The organism is Streptacidiphilus alkalitolerans (assembly GCF_042511045.1).
GTDB classification, from domain to species: Bacteria; Actinomycetota; Actinomycetes; order Streptomycetales; family Streptomycetaceae; genus Streptacidiphilus; species Streptacidiphilus alkalitolerans.
In genome coordinates this window covers 47,912-67,034 of sequence record NZ_JBHEZX010000005.1, presented here as the reverse complement: position 1 = coordinate 67,034, position 19,123 = coordinate 47,912, and the positions used below count along the sequence as shown (strand labels likewise).

The following is a 19,123-nucleotide window of genomic DNA, read 5'->3' as shown; positions in this document are numbered from 1 at the left end:
CTCCCGGCCACTCGGCCCGGGGTTCGGCCCGGTGCTCAGCCGCGGTCGAGCCGTCCCAGCGCCAGTTCCGCCAGCAGCGCCGCCGCGTCCCCGAGCACCGAGTCGTCGAAGGCGGCCTCGGGGGAGTGGTTGTAGGGGGCGGTGCCCGGGTCCCGGTCCGCGGGGCAGGCGCCGAGCATCAGGTAGGCGGACGGGATCCGCTCGCCGACGACGGCGAAGTCCTCGGAGCCGGCCACCGGGCGCGGCATCTCGATGTACCGGTCCGTGCCGAGCAGTTGCCTGGCCGTCTCGGCCGCGTAGCCGGCCTCACCCGCGTCGTTGACCGTGACCGGGTAGCCCTCGGTGACCACTGCCTCGACGGTCAGCCCGTGCGCCTCGCCGATGCCCCGGACCAGCCGCGGGGCCTCCTCCAGCACCCGGGTCCGCGCCTCCGGCGAGAAGGAGCGGACGGTCGCGGCGAAGACCGCCTCGTCCGGGATGACGTTGTCGGTGGTCCCGGCGTGGAAGCTGCCGACGGTGACCACGACCGGGTCGAAGGCGTCGAAGCGGCGGGTGACCATGGTCTGCAGCGCGGTGACGGCCTCGCAGGCGGCCGGGACCGGGTCCAGCGCCAGGTGCGGGGTGGAGCCGTGGCCGCCGCGTCCGCGCATGGTCACGGTCAGCACGTCGGCCGCGGCCATGATCGGCCCGGGACGGGTGGCGACCCAGCCGTTGGGCAGCACCGAGGCGGCGACATGCAGTGCGTACGCGGCCACCGGGGCGCTCCCGGCGGCGTCCAGCACCCCCTCCTCGATCATCACCCTGGCGCCGCCCTGGCCCTCCTCGCCGGGCTGGAACATGAACACCACGCTCCCGGCCAGCGTCTCGCGCCGCTCGCTGAGCAGCCGGGCCGCGCCGACCAGCCCGGCCGTGTGCAGGTCGTGCCCGCAGGCATGCATCACCCCGGGCACGGTCGAGCTGTAGGGGAGGCCCGAGGTCTCCTGCACCGGCAGGGCGTCCATGTCGCCGCGGAGCAGCACCACCGGGCCGGGCAGCGCGCCCCGCAGCACCGCGGTGACCGAGCTGAGCTGCTTGCCGAGGGTCAGCGTCAGCGGCAGACCGTCCAGTGCCGCCAGCACCTTGGCCTGGGTCAGCGGCAGCTCCAGGCCGATCTCCGGCTCCTGGTGCAGCGCGCGGCGCAGGGCGGCCAGTTCGGGCTGCAGGGCGGCGGCGGACGCCCGAAGGGCGGTGTGACGGCTCGACGGCTCGACGTCGGTCATGGGCATCTCCTCGCTGGGGGCTTCCATCCTCGCCCCGGCCGCTCCCGGCCGCTCGTCTGCCCCCCTGGCCGAGTCTCTGCTGCTGGTGGGCGCTGCTGGTGGGCGCTACCGCTGGTCGCCGCCGGGGCCGGTGGACGCCGCCCGGGCCCGGCCCGGTGCCGGTCCGGTCGCCGACGCGCTGCCCCAGAGCTGGCGCCGCCGGTAACTGTGCTGCCACAGCAGCCGGTTGAGGACGGTGACCGGCGCGGGCAGGGCGCCAAGGAACCGGCGCTGCTCGGCCGGAGCGGCCCCGTCCAGGATCCACGGGACGTAGACCGCCGCGCCCCGGACACCCTGCCGGCTGCGCATCGCGTTCGCGAAGGCACGCCAGTCGGCGGGCGTCAGCACGGCCTGGATCAGCGGCAGGGCCTGCGCCTCCTCGTGCTCCAGGTGGTGCACCAGGGCCTCCGAGAGCTGGTCCAGGCAGTCGGCGAGGTCGGCCCGCCTGCCGTCCTTGGCCTTGTCCATGGCTTTGTCCATGGCCTTGTCGACGGCCGCCAGCAGCGGGTCGATCAGGGCGTGCTCGGCCTCCATCTGCTCCAGCAGCGCCAGGTCGTCGGCGCTGGTGACCGCACGGTGCAGCCGGGGCCACAGGTCGGTGTCCTCGACCGTGTGGTGGATGTGGAGCTGCTGCTTGAAGTTCTCCCAGCCGCCCCGGATCCGGCCGGTGTCCGGCCGCTCCTCGGCCGCGGCGGCCGTGAGCCGGCCGAGGTCGCGCCGGAAGGCGTTGTGGGTCACGTACATCATGGTGAAGTCGATGGTGTCGGTCATGGTTCCCCTACTTCCGGAAGGCGTTGGCGTGGTCGGCGGCCCAGTCCGCGAAGGTCAGCGCGGGGCGGCCGAGGATCTGCTCGACGGTGCCGGTGGTCGGCCCCGGTCGCTGGAGGCACTCGGCGAGGTAGCCGAGCAGCCTGTCGGGGACGTCCTCGCCGAGGCCCTGGGCGAGCATCGCCTGCCGGACCTGCTCCGGGGCGACCTCCTGCCAGTGCACCTCGCTGCCGACGGCCTCGCCGATGATCCGGACCTTGTCCCGCTGGTTCAGCGACTGCGGGCCGGTCAGCGCGTAGGCCCGCCCGGCGTGCGCCGCCGGGTCGGTCAGCGCCCGGACGGCCACCGCCGCGATGTCCCGCTCATGGATCGCCGAGGTGGCGGCGCCCCCGTAGGCGCCGCGGACGGTCCCGGCCGCGCGGATCTGCGGGGCCCAGGCCAGGGCGTTGGCGCTGAAGTCGCTGCAGCGCAGGAAGGTCCACTCCAGCCCCGAAGCCCTGGCCGCGTCCTCGACCCGCTGGAACCCGGCGGCGAAGCGCTGGTACCCGCCGCCGTACTCGACGGTCACGGCCGACAGCACCACCACCCGCCGCACCCCGTGCTCGGCGGCCAGCGCCAGCAGTTCGGCGGTGGACTCCCCGACGGCGCGCGGACTGAGCAGGATCGCCTCGACCCCGGGCAGCGCCGCCGCCAGCGTCCCCGGGTCGGACGGGTCGCCGGCCACCAGCTGGACGCCGGCCGGCAGCGCGGCCCGGTCGGGGGTCCTGGTGACCGCCGCCGCCTTGTGACCGCCCTCAAGCAGCAGGGCCAGCGCCTCGCGCCCCACCGTCCCGGTCGCACCGGTTATCAAGATCATGGCGTGTCCTCTCCGGGTATCCCCGTCGGGAGTACTCTGACCACGTAGGCCATAAGTTACGAGGAGAATATCATATGAGTTCCGTAGGACCTGGAGACGAGGGCGACGCACGCCGGCACCGGCGGCTGAGCACCTCGGTGAAGGAGTCGCTGCGCGAGCTGAGCGTCCAGCTCTCCCTGCTCAACAACCAGGTGGGCGCCCGGCTGAAGCTCAAGGAGGTCGACGTGGACTGCCTGGACCTGATCAGCCGTCACGGTCCGCTGAGCCCCAGCGCGCTGGCCCGCCGCGCCGGACTCCACCCCGCCACCATGACCGGCATCCTCGACCGGCTGGAGCGCGGCGGCTGGATCGCCCGTGACCGCGACCTCACCGACCGCCGGGCGGTCCTGGTCCGCCCGCTCCGCGACCGCATCGGCGAGTTGTTCCACCTCTACTCGGGCATGACGGACTCCCTGGACACGATCTGCGAGGACTACTCGGACGCCGAGTTGGAGTTCCTGGCCGAGTTCCTCCGCCGCACCGTCAACGCCGGCCGCACCGCCACCGACAACCTGGCCGCCGACTGATCCGGCCGCCGACTGATCCGGCCGCCGGCCGATCCGGAGATGGAGTTGCTGCCCCCATGGCCACCCCGCCGAAAGCCCCGCGCGCACGTCGTATCGAGGTCCCCGGTGAGATCCCCGGCGGGGGCCTCCCGGACGCCGACTACGCCTCGGCGTTCGAGCTGACCACCCCGGACGCGCGGGCGCTGACCCCCGCGCAGTGGGCCAGGGGCGCCTTCGAGGGCGCCCCGGCACCGCTGCGGCCGGTGCTGCTGCTGGGATGGACCCTGGTCCTGGGCCTCCGGCTGGGCCCGCGGCCCTCGCCGGACCACGTCCTGGGCTGGCCGATCCGCGACGCCGGACCCGACTCGGTCACCCTGGAGGCGGACTCGCGGCTGCTCGCGGCCCGGGTCTAGGCCGGTCGGCGCGTAGGCGCGGTCGGCTCAGGCGCGCGGGGAGACCGGGCGTTCGAAGAAGGTCTCCAGCGCCACGGTGGCCTGGGTGCCGCTCACGCCCTCGATGGCGTAGAGCCGCCGCAGCACGTCCTGGAGCTGCTCGGTCGTCGCCGTGCGCACCTTCACCAGCACGGAGGCCGAGCCTGCGATGACATGTGCCTCGACGATCTCGGGGATCGCGGCGAAGGCGTCGGCCGAGTCGCCCATCCAGGCCGAGGAGTCGACCATCACAAAGGCCAGCACCCCCTGGCCCAGCGCCGCCGGATCCACCTCCACGGTGGTACGGCGGATCACGCCGCGCTCACGCAGCTTGCGCACCCGCTCGTGGGCGGCGCCCGCCGACAGCTCAACTGCCTTGCCCAGCACGGCGTACGCCTGCGTGGCGTCCTGCTGCAGCAGTTCCACCAGCCTGCGGTCGATGTCGTCCACGCGTCGGCTCTCCTTCTCCCCGGGCTTTCTGCCGGGGCCCGGCCACCCTATCCACTTGCGAGGACAGTACCGCATCCTGCTAGATTCCCGTTGAGCCGAATCAGATTCGGTAGCTGTGGTGATAGGGGTAACCATGTCTTCTTCTATTGACCCGGGTCTCTACGAGATCCTGGACGACCGCTTCCGCACCGGCCGCTGTGCCAACGGCGACATGCGCCTGGAGCGGCTGCACCAGGACTGCCGCTGGGCGGAGGGGCCGCTCTACCTCCCGGCCTGGCGGCAGGTCATCTGGAGCGACATCCCCAACGACCGGATGCTGCGCTGGGACGAGGCCACCGGCGCCGTCGGCGTCTTCCGCTCCCCGGCCGGCCACAGCAACGGCAACACCCTCGACCGCGAGGGCCGGCTGATCAGCTGCGAACAGGGCAACCGCCGGGTCACCAGGACCGAGCACGACGGTTCGATCACGGTCGTCGCCGACCGCTTCGAGGGCAAGCGGCTCAACAGCCCCAATGACTCCGTCGTCCGGTCGGACGGCTCGATCTGGTTCTCCGACCCCGACTTCGGCATCAACAGTGACTACGAGGGACACCGCGCCGAGAGCGAGATCAAGGCCTGCAACGTCTACCGGGTGGACCCCCGCAGCGGGGCGGTGCGGCTGGTGGCGGACGGCTTCGGCGGCCCGAACGGCCTGGTCTTCTCCGCCGACGAGCAGCAGTTGTACGTGTCCGACACCCGAGCCAACCAAATCCGCGTCTTCGACGTGCGGGAGGACGGCACGCTCTCGGACGGCGAGGTCTTCGTCCAGGGCAAGGACCACGCCTGCCGGTTCGACAACATCCGCTTCGACGACGGCGGTCGCCTCTGGGCGGCAGCGATGGAGGGCGGGGTGCACTGCTACGACCCGGACGGCACGCTGATCGGCCGGATCAACGTCCCGGAACCGGTCTCCAACATCGCCTTCGGCGGCCCCAAGAACAACCGCCTGTTCATCACCGCGACCACCACCCTGTACTCCCTGGTGATGGCCGTGACCGGTCTGCCCCGGGTGCGCCGGCCGTAGCGTCGGCGGGACGCAAGAAGTCCCCCGGCCGGTGAACCCTGCCGGGGGACTTCTCGGAATGCTTTCCGCGCTGTGGCCAGGGGCGGGGTCGAACCGCCGACCTACCGCTTTTCAGGCGGTCGCTCGTACCAACTGAGCTACCTGGCCGTGAACCCCCTCGAAAGGAGGGCCACTGCGACCTCGACGGGACTTGAACCCGCGACCTCCACCTTGACAGGGTGGCGAGCTAACCAACTGCTCCACGAGGCCTCGTACAGGCGAACCTGCACGCGGTGTTAATGCGTACCCCCAACGGGATTCGAACCCGTGCTACCGCCTTGAAAGGGCGGCGTCCTGGGCCACTAGACGATGAGGGCGCTGGCCCTCCCGGCTTCCTTGCGGCCGTCGGGGACGTTCAGAAGCATATGGGATGGGAGCGGGTATCGCCAAAATGGTTTCCAAGCGTCCACCCGGTCGGCGGGGTCCTGACCTCGAAGCGGCCGTGGACCGTCCCCTGAGGAGCAGCGTGCTTGAGATGTCCCGAGAGCGGTTCGAGGAGCTCGTCGGCGAGGCTCTCGACCGGATACCGCCGGAGCTGGCCCGGCTGATGGACAACGTCGTGATCTTCGTGGAGGACGAGCCCGAGCCCGGCGCCCCGGAACTGCTGGGCCTGTACGAGGGGACGCCGCTGACCGAGCGCGGCGACTGGTACGCCGGGGTGCTGCCGGACCGGATCACCATCTACCGCAATCCCACCCTGCGGATGTGCGCCACCAGCGAGGAGGTCGTCGCGGAGGTGGGGGTGACCGTGGTGCATGAGATCGGTCACCACTTCGGTATCGACGACGAACGCCTGCACGCCCTCGGCTACGGCTGAGCACGGCCGTCGCCGGAGGTGTGATCGGGGTGCCTTCAGTTAGGTGTGTTCGGGAGCCGTATTGCCCCGAACGGCCGTGTCCTTTCACCCGGTGCCGCCGTTGGATCGGAAAGGGGACTGCTGACGGCGGTCGCCGGACCGATCGGGAAGCGGGGCCGCGCACGGTGGGCAAGTTCGATGTCGGTGTCAGCCGGGCTGCGGTGACGGCCGCCGTACTGGGCGTCCTCGCGGCGGGGACGCTGTCGGGGTGCATGGACGTGGGCGGGTCCGGCACCCCCGGATCAGCCGGGACCCCGGTGGTGGGCGGCCCGTCCGCGACCGCCGAGCGGCAGGGCGGCACGGTGCGCTCCAAGGCCGGCGGCGAGCACCGGGAGTCTCCCGGCGCCTCGTCAACTGCGTTGCCCAGCGCGGGTGCCAGCGGCGCGGACGGTTCGGCCAAGCCGCTTCCGGCCGGTGTGGTGGCGGGCACGGGGATGCAGCCGCCGGCCGGCGGGTCGGACGGCGGGGTGCCCACCCAGGGCAGCGCGGCGGGCGGCGGTGCGGGCGGCGCTGGAGCCTCCGGGGGTGGCGCGACCGGCGCGCCGAGTGCGTCCGCGAGCCCCTCCGACTCACCGCCCGCCTCCACCGGACCCAGCGACCCGCCCCCGGTGTCGCCCGATCCGCCCGCGTCCGCCCCCGCCAGCACGTCCCCTTGAGCCTCCTGGGCCTCCTGGGCCTCCTGGGCCTCCTGGGCCTCCTGGGCCCGCTGAGGCCCTCGGCCGCCCGAACCGGATCGCGGGAACGGGAACAACTGGGGTCTGCTGCTTGCTGTACAGGGGGTGAAGGTCTCGGGTCCACAGGTCCGCAGAGCCCCGCTGGGGGGAATTTGCAGCTGTGCGGGGCCGTAAGCTATCTTGGTAGATCGTTAGTTTGTTTCATTTGCCCGGCGCCGCTATTTACTCCCAACAGGCGCCCTGGCGCGTACCGTGCACTCCGTGGCTGACCGCATTGAGGCGGTTGTAGGTGAACCCCGCGGACTTGGCGCGTGCCAACATCCGGAAGGTTCTTCATGTCTCTCGTTGACGACGACCGCTTCGCCATGCCCGAAAACGGCATCGAGGCTCCCGCCGCCACCGTCATCACGGACTCCACCGAGGCCGTCGACACCGCAACCGACACCAACGCCACCACCGAGTCCGCCGCGCCGGCCGAGCTCGCCGAGCCGAAGGTCACCTTCGGCGACCTGGGCCTGCACCAGGACATCGTCCGCACGCTCGCCAAGCGCGGCGTCACCGAGCCGTTCCCGATCCAGGCCGCGACCATCCCGGACGCGCTGGCCGGCAAGGACGTCCTCGGCCGCGGCCGTACCGGCTCCGGCAAGACCCTGAGCTTCGGCCTGCCGCTGCTCACCCGCCTGGGCGGCACCCGCAGCACGGCCAAGCACCCGCGCGGCCTGATCCTGGTCCCGACCCGCGAGCTGGCCATGCAGGTCGCCGACGCCCTGGAGCCCTACGGCTCGGTGCTCGGCCTCAAGCTCAAGGTCGTCTGCGGCGGTACCTCGATGTCCAACCAGATCTACGCGCTGGAGCGCGGTGTCGACGTCCTCGTCGCCACCCCCGGCCGTCTGCGCGACCTGCTCAACCGCGGCGCCTGCAAGCTGGACGAGACCGAGGTCATCGTCCTGGACGAGGCCGACCAGATGGCCGACATGGGCTTCATGCCCGAGGTCACCGAGATCCTCGACCAGGTTCCGGCCGGCGGCCAGCGGATGCTGTTCTCCGCCACGCTGGAGAACGAGATCGACACCCTGGTCAAGCGCTACCTCAAGAACCCGGTGACGCACGAGGTCGACCCGTCGGCCGGCGCGGTCACCACCATGAGCCACCACGTCCTGGTCGTGAAGCCCAAGGACAAGGCCCCGATCACCAACGCCATCGCCGCCCGCAAGGGCCGGACGATCATCTTCGTCCGCACCCAGATGGGCTGCGACCGCGTCGCCGAGCAGCTGCGCGACGCCGGGGTGAAGGCCGACGCCCTGCACGGCGGCATGACCCAGGGAGCGCGCACCGCGACGCTGGGCGACTTCAAGGACGGCTACGTCAACGTCCTGGTCGCGACGGACGTCGCGGCCCGAGGCATCCACGTCGACGACGTCGACCTGGTGCTGAACGTGGACCCGGCCGGGGACCACAAGGACTACCTGCACCGCTCCGGTCGTACCGCTCGTGCGGGTCGTTCCGGCACGGTGGTCACCCTGATCCTTCCGCACCAGCGCCGCGGCGTGTTCCGCCTGCTGGAGGACGCCGGGGTCGAGGCCACCCGGCACATCGTCGGCGGCGCCTTCGACGCCGACCTGATCAAGATCACCGGCGCCCGTTCGCTCAGCGACGTCCAGGCCGAGTCGGTCGCCACGCAGGCCAAGCAAGCCGAGCGTGACGTCCAGGACCTGACCCGCGAGCTGGAGCGTGCCACCAAGCACGCCGCCGACCTCCGCGCCGACGCCGACCGCCTGGCGGCCCGCGCCGCCCGCGAGCGGGCCGAGCTGGGCATCGAGGACGACGTGGCCGAGGCCGACGGCGAGTCCGGGTCCGGGTCGGCGTCCGCAGAGGGTGCGGGCAGCACCGTCGCGGCGACCGTCCCGGCGCAGGGCTCCGCTGCCGACACCGAGGACACCCGTCCGGCCCGCAGCAACTACTCGCGCGACGAGCGCAGCAGCGGCCGTGACGAGCGCGGCAACTACCCGCGCCGTGACGACCGCGGCAGCGACCGCCGGGACGACCGCGGTGACCGCGGCGGGTTCCAGCGCCGTGACGACCGCGGTGGTGACCGTCGGGACGACCGCGGTGGCGACCGTGGCGGCTACCAGCGTCGCGACGACCGTCCGGCCGCCGGCGGCAGCCGCTCCGGTGGCTTCCAGCGCCGTGACGACCGCCCGTCCACGGGTGGCCCCAGCCGTTCCTTCGGTGACCGGGACAACCGTTCCTCCGGTGGTTTCCAGCGTCGCGACGACCGTCCGTCCTCCGGTGGCGGCAGCCGCTCCTTCGGTGACCGCGACAACCGATCCTCCGGCGGCTACCAGGGCGGTCGCAGCAGCGCCGGTGGCGGCGGCAGCTACGGCGAGCGCAGCGGGCGCCCGTCCACCCCGTACCAGAGCCGCGACGACCGTCCGTCCTCCGGTGCCGGCCGCTCCTACGGCGACCGTCCGGCGTCCGGCAGCAGCCGTCCGTCCTTCGGCCGCCGCGACGACCACCGTCCGGCCTCGGCCGGCGGCCGTTCGTTCGGCGACCGGGACAACCGCTCCTCCGGCGGCTTCCAGCGTCGCGACGACCGCGGCCCCGCCGCCGGTGGCGCGAGCCGTTCGTTCGGTGACCGCGACAACAAGCCGCGCTGGAAGAACTGACCAGCCGGTCCTGCGTGACCGAGTGACCTGCTTGACTGAGTGACCCGCGTGACCTGCTTGACTGAGTGACCTGAGGGCCGCTGCCCGTCCGAGAAGCCTCGGACGGGCAGCGGCCCTTCGGCGTCTGCTGGCACAGTGTGCGCTGTGACAGCTGTGACGAGGGAACAACTGCTCTCCACCCTGGCCGGGTTGCGCAAGGCCCCGACGCCCGGTGGGGCCCGGGCGCCGCACAAGCCGCTACTGCTGCTCTGGCTGCTCGGACGGCTGGAGGCGACCGGCAGCACGGTCGCGTCGTACCGGGAGGCCGCCGGTCCGGTCGGCAGCCTGATCGAGGACTACGGGCCATGGGCGCCCAGCGTCCGGCACCGGGCGGTGATGCCGTTCGTGCACCTGGAGCGCACGCTGTGGGACCTGCGCGACGGCGCGGGCCGTCCGATCCCGTCCGACCTGCGGGAGAGCCACCGGCGCCTGCTCGAACTCGAGGCGATCGGACGGTTGCGTCCCGAGGCCGAGCAACTGCTGCGCGACCCGGCGACGCTGCTGGCGGCGGTCAGGCTGCTGCTGGAGCAGCACTTCACCAGCACCCTGGAGGAGGCGATCTGCGCCCGGGCCGGCCTCGACCTGCCCGGCCTCGAACACTCCCTGCTGGAAGCCGCCCTCCGCGGCACCCTGGCCGGCCCGGCGACCGGCGCGGCATCCGAAGCCGAAGCCGAGGCCGAGGCCGAAGCCGGCCCGAACGGCGAGGCCAGGTACCGGATCCTGCGGCGACGGATCCGGATCCGCGACGCGGCCTTCTCCGGCCGGGTCCTCAGCGCCTACGGCCATGCCTGCGCGATGTGCGGCTACGACGGCACGCTGCGCGGCGCCCCGGCCGGGATCGAGGCCGCCCACGTCCGCTGGCACAGCCACCAGGGGCCGGACGAGGTGAGCAACGCCCTGGCGCTGTGCGCGCTGCACCACACCCTGCTGGACCTCGGCGCCCTCGGCCTCACCCCCGAGCGCACCATCCGCGTCTCCCGCCGCTACGCCGCCGCCACCCCGGCCGGCGCCGCCGTCACCGCCCTGGACGGTGCCCCCCTCGCCGTCCCGCGCACCCTCCCGTCCGGAGTCGCCCCCGAGCACATCGCCTGGCACGACGCACAGGTGTTCAAGTCCATGTAGCCCGCGCGAGCGAAGCCACGGAAAGCCAGTGGCCAAGGCCCCCGCATCACCGGGTAGGATCACGGTGGCCGGTGACGCGCCCCCACGGGGGTTCGCCCTGCTGACGGGCCGTTAGCTCAATTGGCAGAGCTGTGGACTTTTAATCCATAGGTTGTGGGTTCGAGTCCCACACGGCCCACGCAATGATCAGGCCCCCGACCAGGCAACTCGCCTGACCCGGGGCTTTCTTCATGCCCAGATGAAGATCCGCAAAGGGGTCTGCTGGCCCGCTGCTGGCCCGAGTGCTAAGTGATCATGGAATCCGCCACAGTCGGTCAGGTCGCGCGCCGGGGCCGGCCGCTCTTGCGTGCGCGGCGCTCCACGAGCTACTGCTCGGCCTGGTGGAGGTCGGCGAGATCCTGCTCGTCGCTGTGCTCCCGTACATCCGCGCGGACGTGCTCCAGCAGTAGCGCAGTGCGGTCCGTGTCCAGGCGTTCAGGCGCGCGGCCGTAGGCATCCCAGAGGACGCGAGGGGATGCGGAGGCGCGTCTCGCCACCAGGTCGGTGGTTGAGGAGGGCGAGCACGTCGACCACCTTGCGAACATCGCCCTGGTCCTCGGCGAGTACGAGGAGTGGACGTTCGCGGACCTGACCGCGTTCCTGACCGGCGCTGGCGCCGAGCCCCGCAAGTCCGGCGTCATGGTCGTGGACCGCGCCAGGCTCCTCGAAGCCATCGCAGCCCGCGCCAACTGGGCTGGCGTCGCTGGTGGAACCGGCGTTTCCTCCCTCCGGGCCTTCAGCACCTCGGACGGACTGCGGTACAAGGCCGCGACCAGTGCATCCCGCTGCTCGACGGCCGAACTCGAACCGGTCTCCAAAGCTGCGCGGGAGAAGGAGATCGCAGCGGCTGCGTTGGAGACGGCGTCACCCGCTGCCTTCATGAGCGCGCTCACCACGCTCGGCTCGATCTGCGGCATGGGACCTCACTTTGGTCACCAGCAGTATCGGAGCAGCCCGGGTCCGCGCGCACCGATTTTCGCGCCAGCGGCTCGGGGCACGCCCATCGCGCCGGGAGACTGACTGCGCCGGTGCAACATGGCGAAGGCCCCGCCCGGGTTGGGCAGGGCCTTGGCGGCAAAGGGTTGCGGGGCAGCGTACCGACGTTCGTGGGGGTGCCTGCCATCGGTGTCCGGCTTCGGGCTGGCTTGTTTGTCCTGTCGCAGAGTAGGTGGCAGCTGACGTGACGCTGACCTGCATGGTTGCCAGATGGCCGAGGGCTTGGAGCTGATGGCGTTCTCAAATGATCTGGCTTTCGCTGAAGCGTTGACGGTGCTTGTCGGTGGTGCCTGACAGGGTGTGCTCGTGAACATTGAAACCTTCTGGGAACTGATCGAGCTGTGCCGTCGGCAGTCGGAGGGCAGGGACGCTCGGCTTGCCTGGTTGCGGACCGATTTGTCGCGAAGGACGCAGGAGGAGATCGTTGAGTTCCAGCTGTGCCTCGACCAGCTGACCCGCCAGGCGTTCACCTGGGAGTTGGTGGCCGCGGCGGAGCGGATCTTCGGTGGTCGGTGCTCGGATGACGATTTCGACTACTTCGGCCTGTGGATGGTCGGGCTGGGAGGAGAGGTCTTCGGGCGAGCGGTGCTCGACCCGGATGCCCTGGCCGATGCTCCTGAGGTCCTGGCGTTGGTGGGGAGGCCTTGGAGGGCCTGGGGCGAGGACTGGCCTGGGTGGGAATTGCTGGACTATGTGGCGTCGGAAGCCTTTGGGCTGATGACCGGGGATGCAGACGAGTGCGGCGAGGACTTCTATGCCGCTGTGCAGGCTCAGCGGGGCGAGCAGGTGGTCAGCCGAGGGCTGGCCGGGGAACGTTGGAATGTCCGGGATGAAGTCGAAGCGGCTCGCAGACTGCCGCGATTGAGTGCCATGTTTCCGCTCAGTGACGACTCATGAGGGCGTGTCATGCCCAGCGTGTTGGCTGCCGCGGCGGTCGGCCTGCGGGTCGCAGAGGCGTTGGAAGAGGGAGTCTTGGGTGCCCAGGGCGGTGTAGATCCTTGAGAGTCGGCGGCTGAGCTTTCGGGCAGCAGGTCCTCCGGCGGCTCGGTCAGCCCGGCCCGCTGCGCGGCGCGGGCGACCAGGTCCCCGATCGCCTCCCCGGTGATCCGTCCCGAGGGGGCGCCGATCGGCTTGCCGCGGAACATCGGTCGGTTTGATGACGCCGTGGCGGTCGATCCGCACGAATACCGGTCCGACCGGCTCCCACCCGGCTGCGACCAGGCCGCTACCCCGTCCGAGTGAGTCCGCCGGGGCCGCGATTCTGGCTCCCGGTAAGGCAACGTACCAGGAGCCAGACGGCACCGATCCGCCGTCCACCCGCACCTGACGGCGGCCCAACCCCTGCCTGCGCCGGGGCGAGGCTCGTCACCCCTCGTTGAACAGAGCCCGTTCCTTGAGAGCATCCAGGGTGTCGTGGTGGTTGGGGCCAAGGACACGCTGCAGGTCCGGGATGGTCTCGTTGTACAGGCGTACGGCTTCGGCTGGGTTTCCGGCGCGGCCGGTCCACAGGGCGAGTTCCCTGCGGGCTTCCAGGGTGGTGTGGTGGTCGGGGCCAAGGATACGCTGCAGGTCCGGGATGAGGTCGGTGTAGATCGGGACGGCTGCGATCGGGTCCCGTGCACGACCGATCCACAGACCATGGTCCCTTCGGGCACGTAGTGCCTCACGATGCCCAGGGCCCTTGGCCTGCCGCAGTTCAAGCGCCAGTTCCCCGAACAGCTGCCCCGCTCGGGCGGCGTCGCCAGCCTTTCCGATCCGCTCAGCCTCAGCCATACGCTCCAGGAACCCAGCCGCCTCGACCCTCCACAGCAGCACCTGGTGGGGGTCCATGGCTGCCAGCAGGGTGCCGTCCGGGGAGAACGCCACCGACGCGATTGGGGACCTGAGGCCTTTCAGGGGCTGGTTGACGGGCGCATGGGTGACCGGATCCCACAGCCGTACCTCGGCGTCGTCGCCGGCGGTGGCCAGCAGGGTCCCATCTGGCGAGAACGCCACTGCCCGCACAGCGCCAGTGTGCCCGACCAGGGACTGTCCACGCAGCTGGTGGGTCGCGGTGTCCCACAGTCGTACCTCGGCGCCATCGCATGCGGTGGCCAGCAGGGTGCCGTCCGGCGAGAACACCACCGCCCACACCGGGGCCGTATGCCCGACCAGAGGTGCGCCACCGACGAGTTGGTGGGTAACCGGATCCCATAGCCGTACGAGGGAGTCGTCGCCGGCGGTGGCCAGCAGCGTGCCGTCCGGCGAGAACGCCACCGCCCGCACAGCACCTGTGTGCCTGAACACGACGGGTGCGCTCCGCTGGCCTGATTCCAGGTCCCACAGCTGCACTTTGCCGTTGCTGAAGCCGATGGCCAGCAGGGAACCATCCGCGTTGAGGTCCAGGTCGTACTCGAGGTCCCCCTTCATGCGTTCGCCTACGAGCTGGCCGGTGATCGGATTCCACAACCGCACTTCAAAGCCCCGACCGACAGCCAGCAGGTCTCCGGCGCGAGAAACCGCCAGAGCGTTGACCGAATTTGTAATCCTTCGGTCGCGGATCCAGCTCGTGCCCATCGCCTTGCCGACGAGCTTGCGGGTGGCCAGGTCCCACTTTCGTACCTTCGCGTCCAAGCCGCCGGTCAACAGCGAGGTGCCGTCAGGCGAGAACACCATCGCCAGGATGGCGCCGTGGGTGTCCCTCAATACAGCTGGAGCCCCCGCCACGCGCGATCGCGCACCCTCCACAGCACCTGCATCGACACTTACGCCTGCCATTGCCCCGTCCGACCTCATCGGATCCACTGCCGGACGCGGCGGCCCCAGCCAGTCCCTGCCCGGTGACCTGTCCCTGACGGGCGCCGTGAACACGGGTGCGATGTTGTCCGGCGCAGGAGCGCTGGTCTCGGCGTTGTCCGGGAGGTTGTCCGGGACAACGGAGACGCCTAACGGTGTGACCTCGGTGTTCAGTTCGTCGGTGATGCGGCGCAGTAGGTGGGCGTCTGCATCGTTGATCTCGGCAGCACGTTCCAGAGCCTGGTCGATTTCGTCCGCGACAGGGTCACCGGCCCCCAGCGGATCCGGATCCACCAGAGCCGGCGCGGCCTCGACCACCACCTCCGCGTGCCCCGGCATACGTGTTCGGGTGCGCAGCAGATCGAGTTCGGCGGTGAGCTGGCGGACCTGCTCCTGGACTCGCGCGGCCAGCCTTTCGGCCTGCTCCTTCTTCTCCTCGGCCCGCCGCAGCTCGGAGCGCGCCCGCTGCTCCTGCTCGCGGGCGCGTGCCAGCTGGTCCTGGGCCATCTCCAGCGCGGCGGGATCCCCGTGGCGGGCGCTCAGCTGGTCGCGTTCCTGGCCCAGGTCGTGGACACGCTGACTGAGGTGGTGGATCACCCCGAGCATGACCATGACGATCTTGGCCGAGTTGTTGGCAGCGTGCTCCAGGTCCGCCTGCTTCTCCAGCGAGCGGGTGAGTCGGTCGTAGGTCTCCACCTGCTGCGTCTGCAGTGTGATCACGTCCAGCTGGGCTCCCCCGTGCCCGGTCCCGGCAGGGGCGGTGGCCGGGCGCTGGGCAAGACCGAGCAGCCGTATCGCCTCGCTGGTGCGGCGCTCACGTAGGTCCGCGCGCACGGTTGCCCCGATCAGCGCCTTGACGAACGCCGCATCGGGCACGGCGCCGCCGACGTAGAAACCTATCTGTGAGCGAGCCCAGGGGATCTCGCCTGCCAGTTGTGCCAAGGTCTTGCCGCTCACGTCGATCTCATGCCGTAGGAAATTGGCGAGGGCCTCCGCCTCGGGCGACTCTGCCCGCACCGCTGACCAAGGCCTGCCGCGTCGCGGATTCGCCATGTCAGGTCCCCCTGTCCTGGCCGTTGTCCGGGCCGTCCGGGACAAAAGCATGCTTGTCCGGACCTTACCTGCGTCGATCCTCCTGGCGCTGGGGGACTATTCAACAACCCCGGAAGGTATGCGTCACCGCCCAGCACCCGCTGGGGGTGTGCGAGTTGGAGAGACCCATGCTGCCCGTGCCCCTGAACCCCCGCGCTCTTGGCGCCCTGCAGCGCGTGCTACTGGTCGCGCTGCTCACTCCGGTGGTCCTGATCGCCGTCGTTGCGTCCATCCCGGCCTTGGTGATCCTTCCGTTCCTGCCCGGGGGCACCCAACGCTCCATCCAGCTCGTGCGCGCCCACACCGCCAGCGCACGCACGATCCTGACGACTAGTCGGTCAGACTCACCGCGCTGACCTGCGGGCTGATGGGGTCTCGCCAGCCGTCCGGTCGGCGAGACCTTGCGCGCAGGCACTGCTGGTCAGCCTCGTTGGATGCCGGAGGTATCGGCGAGCATGCCGCTTACCCCCTCTTGGGTCTGGGTGAGGATCCCGCTGGCAGTCTCCTCCAGCGCGAGATACCACGTCCCTGGTGTGAGTTCACCGCATGCCCCACCACTGGCGCTGCGCAACGTGCGTACAGCCGGCACAGCGAACCAGAAAGGCTTGCTAATCCGGTTGGTTTCAAGAGGTTCTGGCTTAGTGGCGCAGATCATCTTTGCGGGTGTTTGGGGTAGTGAGAAGGGGAGTCGAGGGGCGGGGCTCGGAACGATGATCGTGTTCCGAAATAGGTGGGTCATGGGACGCATGGCGTCGGAGCCCAGCGTCCCCAGAGCAGCCTTTCCAGCAATCTGACCTCGCAGCTGCCAGTTCGGGCCCTCATGACCCACTATTCGTATGTGCTCAATGGTCTGGCCCGCCCTCGACGGCATTTCCATCCGCAGACCCTTGCCCAGAGGACCTGCCTCGTCCTGGACGATTCCGCCATTGGCGATAGCGCGTTCGGCGACACCGTTCAGGAATTCACCCCAGGAGGCCATCTCCGGGGGTGCACCGAAAGCCTGAAGACTCATTGTGCTGCCGTCCACCCCCACGATCTTTACCCCGGTTCCCGGCTTGTCCTCTCTCAAGTGCACTGTGAAACCTGGCAGGGAGGGGATCAACAGGTATCCGTAGTCCAGATGGGACCAGAAGGGATGTTGCAGCTCATCGAAGACTGAGCAGGTCACCTGGGAGGCATCCCACGGACCGTGCAGGCCCGACTGGGCCAGATCAGGGACTGGCGTGATCACCGCGAGAGGATCGTTGACCTCCGCGGGCCTGTCTGTCCCCGCGAGGGTGGCGTGCAGTACACCCGTCCATGGGCTGCGAATATCGGTGATGTTGACATTGTCGAGGGTGACCTTCAGCAGTGGTTCTTTCTCCCAAACAAAGTCGCCCACCGCCTTGAGCCACTTGACTACCCTGACCTGCTCGCCTTTCTCCAGAAGAGGGAGCCGCAGGACTTCTTTGACTGTTTCCGAGGGGATGAGGGTCCAGGCTCCAGATGGCGTGGGTAGCGGGTCAGGGATGACGTCGGCGAACCAGATTTCACCCAGGGCACTGGAATCCACACGGCCCACGTGCGAGAGCCCAGGTCAGAACATATGACCTGGGCTTTATTGCTGCCTACGAGGGGTCAAAACCGGGCCCTTCTGGGACGAAAGCCAGGTGGACCCTGGAATCGCCGATGACCTGTTGCGACCGGGCGGGGCCGTGGTTCTGCTACGTGTCCCAGTCAAGGTTGACGTGCCTGACCCCTCTTGCCGAGTTGGCCCCGGGCGAGGCTTTTAGGGCCTTGTGGGCGTCCGCGGAAGGTCAAGCGGGACGACTGCCGGGAACGGGGGCCAGGCTTGCGACGGCCGCTGCCAGAGCGAGGATCGTCTCCACCTGGGCCGCTGCGATGAGCATCGTCGGGTCGGTGCGCCTGTGGTCGGACAGGCCGGCTGCTTGCAGGGCGCTGATGGCCGCCTGGGCGTGAGCGGTGTAGTTGTCCACGGATTCCCCCCTGGTGTGTTGCGGATGATCTATCCACGGTCGGCGGCCGCTGTCAACGCCAGGGGGACGGCAGCCTACGTACGTGGCTCCGCCGGTGAACCCCTCCGACGCCAGATTTCGCACAGCAGAAGGCCCGGATCCTCGGCTGGTGGTCATCGGAGAACTCGGAAACATCGAAGCCCCGAGGTAGTCGGTCTGGGCGGTCGGTCCCTTGCTGTGGCTGTCGGGCGGTGCGTCTGTTCGGTCGGGGGTGGCGGTTCTACAGTGGCGGCATGACTTCCGCTCTGGCCCCGTTGCTTCTGGTGGCCTTCGCTGTCTATGTGGTGGTCTTCTGCGTGCGTGACGTACGGGAGCACCCGGACACTCGACTGATGTCCGCGCAGGCGTGGGTGGTGGCCTGCGTGCTGGGGACGTTGCTGGGCTGCGCGGCCTACATGATCGTGGGCCGTAGCGAGACCCGTTGAGCCGTTGAGGGCAGGGCCGAGGGGGATTTCCGTCAGCCTGGGGTCATGGGGTTGACGAGGAGCAGGAAACCGAACGGTATGCCGGTGCAGCCGGCCAGGGCGAGGGTCACGCCGATGGTGCGGATGACCCAGTGCGGCGGCGGAAGACGGCCGCCGGAGTAGCTGCGCTCTTCGTAGCGGCGCAGGGCGTAGCCGTAGTACGCGTCGGAGCCGCCGGTGGTGGCGAGGGTGATTCCGACCCCGATCGCCGCCACTGAGACGGCCATGAGGAGGACGCCGCCCAAGGCCGGTTCGTCGCCGGTGCCGTCGTCGGTGCCGGTCGCGAGGGTGAGCATGTCGGGGTGGTACCCCGCAGGGACGGAACGAAAGGCCCCCACGTGCGGCGAATGGAGTTCTCGCGCCGACGACCGGCCAACTGCCTCTCGCAGGCCGGTGGGTGGGTGCCGGTCTCGGAGGAGGCGCTGTTCCTGGGTCTATCGATCAGGCGGGTCGAGTTGCTTGAAGATCTGCCGGAGTTCCCCGGTGTCGACCAGCCCGGCGATGACCTTGGCCATCGGCACGACGCCGGGGTCCTGGACGATCAGGGCGTCGGAAGACCAGAAGTATCGGCCGCCGGTGGCTTCTCCGGTGTCGGTCCAGTGGTCCATGAGCCGCTCGACCTCTGCGGAGGTGACGATCGTCGCGCTCCAGCGGGAGCCGTCCGGAAGTCGGACCTCGGCGTCCACGTTGCTGACGTCGGCGAGCTTCTCGTTGGGATGGGGGCGGAACCGTACGTCGAAGGCGTCGAACCGAACGGAGAAGTACGGCCCGGCCCAGCCCGTTTCCGGAGTGTTGTCGTCAGGGGGACTGGTCACAGCCGGAGCCTAGTCCTCGGGTGCGGGCCGGGCTCCGGGGCGCGCGCTTTCCGTCGACCGCAGCGGCGATGCATGCCGCAGGCGGCTTCATGACGGTGGGGCGCTCCTGGGATCCAGGGG

General features: G+C 70.2%; 20 protein-coding genes and 4 tRNA genes. 12 read left to right on the top strand and 12 right to left on the bottom strand.

Annotation, left to right across the window (positions count from 1 at the left end; genetic code table 11):
• Nucleotides 1–35: 35 nt before the first annotated feature.
• The 3 genes from ACEZDG_RS12500 to ACEZDG_RS12490 form a co-directional block, all read right to left on the bottom strand.
• Nucleotides 36–1,259, bottom strand: a complete 1,224-nt coding sequence (locus tag ACEZDG_RS12500; RefSeq protein ID WP_380507119.1) for a M20 metallopeptidase family protein — start codon at nucleotides 1,257–1,259, stop codon at nucleotides 36–38.
• 105 nt (nucleotides 1,260–1,364) lie between these two features.
• Nucleotides 1,365–2,069, bottom strand: coding sequence for a hemerythrin domain-containing protein (locus tag ACEZDG_RS12495; protein WP_380507116.1), 705 nt, complete (start codon nucleotides 2,067–2,069; stop codon nucleotides 1,365–1,367).
• 7 nt (nucleotides 2,070–2,076) lie between these two features.
• Nucleotides 2,077–2,922, bottom strand: a complete 846-nt coding sequence (locus ACEZDG_RS12490; protein WP_380507113.1) for an NAD(P)H-binding protein — start codon at nucleotides 2,920–2,922, stop codon at nucleotides 2,077–2,079.
• Between the two features lie 74 nt (nucleotides 2,923–2,996).
• Here ACEZDG_RS12490 and ACEZDG_RS12485 point away from each other — a divergent pair, with 74 nt between their 5' ends.
• Together ACEZDG_RS12485 and ACEZDG_RS12480 are read left to right on the top strand one after the other, a co-directional pair.
• Nucleotides 2,997–3,488: a MarR family transcriptional regulator gene (locus tag ACEZDG_RS12485; protein ID WP_380507111.1), complete on the top strand. Its 492-nt coding sequence runs from the start codon at nucleotides 2,997–2,999 to the stop codon at nucleotides 3,486–3,488.
• 56 nt (nucleotides 3,489–3,544) lie between these two features.
• A complete protein-coding gene (locus tag ACEZDG_RS12480; RefSeq protein ID WP_380507109.1) occupies nucleotides 3,545–3,880 on the top strand; it encodes a hypothetical protein in 336 nt (111 codons plus the stop codon).
• A gap of 27 nt (nucleotides 3,881–3,907) precedes the next feature.
• On the opposite strand, the gene ACEZDG_RS12475 is transcribed toward ACEZDG_RS12480, so the two are convergent.
• A complete protein-coding gene (locus ACEZDG_RS12475; protein ID WP_380507106.1) occupies nucleotides 3,908–4,348 on the bottom strand; it encodes an Lrp/AsnC family transcriptional regulator in 441 nt (146 codons plus the stop codon).
• Nucleotides 4,349–4,481: 133 nt separating this feature from the next.
• On the opposite strand from ACEZDG_RS12475, the gene ACEZDG_RS12470 reads away from it, so the two are divergent.
• Nucleotides 4,482–5,411 carry an SMP-30/gluconolactonase/LRE family protein gene (locus ACEZDG_RS12470; RefSeq protein WP_380507103.1) on the top strand — a complete coding sequence of 310 codons (930 nt, stop codon included), beginning with the start codon at nucleotides 4,482–4,484 and terminating at the stop codon, nucleotides 5,409–5,411.
• 73 nt (nucleotides 5,412–5,484) lie between these two features.
• Here ACEZDG_RS12470 and ACEZDG_RS12465 read toward each other — a convergent pair.
• The 3 genes from ACEZDG_RS12465 to ACEZDG_RS12455 form a co-directional block, all read right to left on the bottom strand.
• Nucleotides 5,485–5,558, bottom strand: a tRNA-Phe gene (locus ACEZDG_RS12465).
• A 28-nt stretch (nucleotides 5,559–5,586) separates the two neighbouring features.
• Nucleotides 5,587–5,660, bottom strand: a tRNA-Asp gene (locus ACEZDG_RS12460).
• 34 nt (nucleotides 5,661–5,694) lie between these two features.
• Nucleotides 5,695–5,767, bottom strand: a tRNA-Glu gene (locus ACEZDG_RS12455).
• A 149-nt stretch (nucleotides 5,768–5,916) separates the two neighbouring features.
• On the opposite strand from ACEZDG_RS12455, the gene ACEZDG_RS12450 reads away from it, so the two are divergent.
• The 7 genes from ACEZDG_RS12450 (at nucleotide 5,917) to ACEZDG_RS12420 (ending at nucleotide 12,739) form a co-directional block, all read left to right on the top strand.
• The gene (locus ACEZDG_RS12450; RefSeq protein ID WP_380507100.1) at nucleotides 5,917–6,267 is read left to right on the top strand and encodes a metallopeptidase family protein; all 351 of its coding nucleotides are present in this window, start codon (nucleotides 5,917–5,919) and stop codon (nucleotides 6,265–6,267) included.
• Between the two features lie 164 nt (nucleotides 6,268–6,431).
• Nucleotides 6,432–6,962: a hypothetical protein gene (locus tag ACEZDG_RS12445; protein WP_380507097.1), complete on the top strand. Its 531-nt coding sequence runs from the start codon at nucleotides 6,432–6,434 to the stop codon at nucleotides 6,960–6,962.
• A gap of 353 nt (nucleotides 6,963–7,315) precedes the next feature.
• The gene (locus tag ACEZDG_RS12440) at nucleotides 7,316–9,646 is read left to right on the top strand and encodes a DEAD/DEAH box helicase (protein ID WP_380507095.1); all 2,331 of its coding nucleotides are present in this window, start codon (nucleotides 7,316–7,318) and stop codon (nucleotides 9,644–9,646) included.
• Nucleotides 9,647–9,799: 153 nt separating this feature from the next.
• Nucleotides 9,800–10,807: an HNH endonuclease gene (locus ACEZDG_RS12435; RefSeq protein WP_380508508.1), complete on the top strand. Its 1,008-nt coding sequence runs from the start codon at nucleotides 9,800–9,802 to the stop codon at nucleotides 10,805–10,807.
• A 105-nt stretch (nucleotides 10,808–10,912) separates the two neighbouring features.
• Nucleotides 10,913–10,985: transfer RNA gene (locus ACEZDG_RS12430), tRNA-Lys, on the top strand.
• Between the two features lie 365 nt (nucleotides 10,986–11,350).
• On the top strand, nucleotides 11,351–11,866 hold the full coding sequence (locus ACEZDG_RS12425; RefSeq protein WP_380507091.1) for a hypothetical protein: 516 nt from the start codon (nucleotides 11,351–11,353) through the stop codon (nucleotides 11,864–11,866).
• Nucleotides 11,867–12,148: 282 nt separating this feature from the next.
• On the top strand, nucleotides 12,149–12,739 hold the full coding sequence (locus ACEZDG_RS12420; RefSeq protein WP_380507088.1) for a DUF4240 domain-containing protein: 591 nt from the start codon (nucleotides 12,149–12,151) through the stop codon (nucleotides 12,737–12,739).
• A 468-nt stretch (nucleotides 12,740–13,207) separates the two neighbouring features.
• On the opposite strand, the gene ACEZDG_RS12415 is transcribed toward ACEZDG_RS12420, so the two are convergent.
• On the bottom strand, nucleotides 13,208–15,574 hold the full coding sequence (locus tag ACEZDG_RS12415) for a WD40 repeat domain-containing protein (protein ID WP_380507085.1): 2,367 nt from the start codon (nucleotides 15,572–15,574) through the stop codon (nucleotides 13,208–13,210).
• A gap of 263 nt (nucleotides 15,575–15,837) precedes the next feature.
• On the opposite strand from ACEZDG_RS12415, the gene ACEZDG_RS12410 reads away from it, so the two are divergent.
• On the top strand, nucleotides 15,838–16,065 hold the full coding sequence (locus tag ACEZDG_RS12410; RefSeq protein ID WP_380507082.1) for a dTMP kinase: 228 nt from the start codon (nucleotides 15,838–15,840) through the stop codon (nucleotides 16,063–16,065).
• A gap of 65 nt (nucleotides 16,066–16,130) precedes the next feature.
• On the opposite strand, the gene ACEZDG_RS12405 is transcribed toward ACEZDG_RS12410, so the two are convergent.
• Nucleotides 16,131–17,261, bottom strand: coding sequence for a DUF3710 domain-containing protein (locus ACEZDG_RS12405; protein WP_380507079.1), 1,131 nt, complete (start codon nucleotides 17,259–17,261; stop codon nucleotides 16,131–16,133).
• A 244-nt stretch (nucleotides 17,262–17,505) separates the two neighbouring features.
• The gene (locus tag ACEZDG_RS12400) at nucleotides 17,506–17,685 is read right to left on the bottom strand and encodes a hypothetical protein (RefSeq protein ID WP_380507076.1); all 180 of its coding nucleotides are present in this window, start codon (nucleotides 17,683–17,685) and stop codon (nucleotides 17,506–17,508) included.
• 272 nt (nucleotides 17,686–17,957) lie between these two features.
• On the opposite strand from ACEZDG_RS12400, the gene ACEZDG_RS12395 reads away from it, so the two are divergent.
• The gene (locus tag ACEZDG_RS12395) at nucleotides 17,958–18,149 is read left to right on the top strand and encodes a PLDc N-terminal domain-containing protein (protein ID WP_380507073.1); all 192 of its coding nucleotides are present in this window, start codon (nucleotides 17,958–17,960) and stop codon (nucleotides 18,147–18,149) included.
• Between the two features lie 32 nt (nucleotides 18,150–18,181).
• Here ACEZDG_RS12395 and ACEZDG_RS12390 read toward each other — a convergent pair whose 3' ends face one another.
• Nucleotides 18,182–18,484 carry a hypothetical protein gene (locus ACEZDG_RS12390; protein ID WP_380507070.1) on the bottom strand — a complete coding sequence of 101 codons (303 nt, stop codon included), beginning with the start codon at nucleotides 18,482–18,484 and terminating at the stop codon, nucleotides 18,182–18,184.
• Nucleotides 18,485–18,622: 138 nt separating this feature from the next.
• Nucleotides 18,623–19,003, bottom strand: a complete 381-nt coding sequence (locus tag ACEZDG_RS12385; protein ID WP_380507067.1) for a hypothetical protein — start codon at nucleotides 19,001–19,003, stop codon at nucleotides 18,623–18,625.
• Nucleotides 19,004–19,123 lie beyond the last annotated feature (120 nt).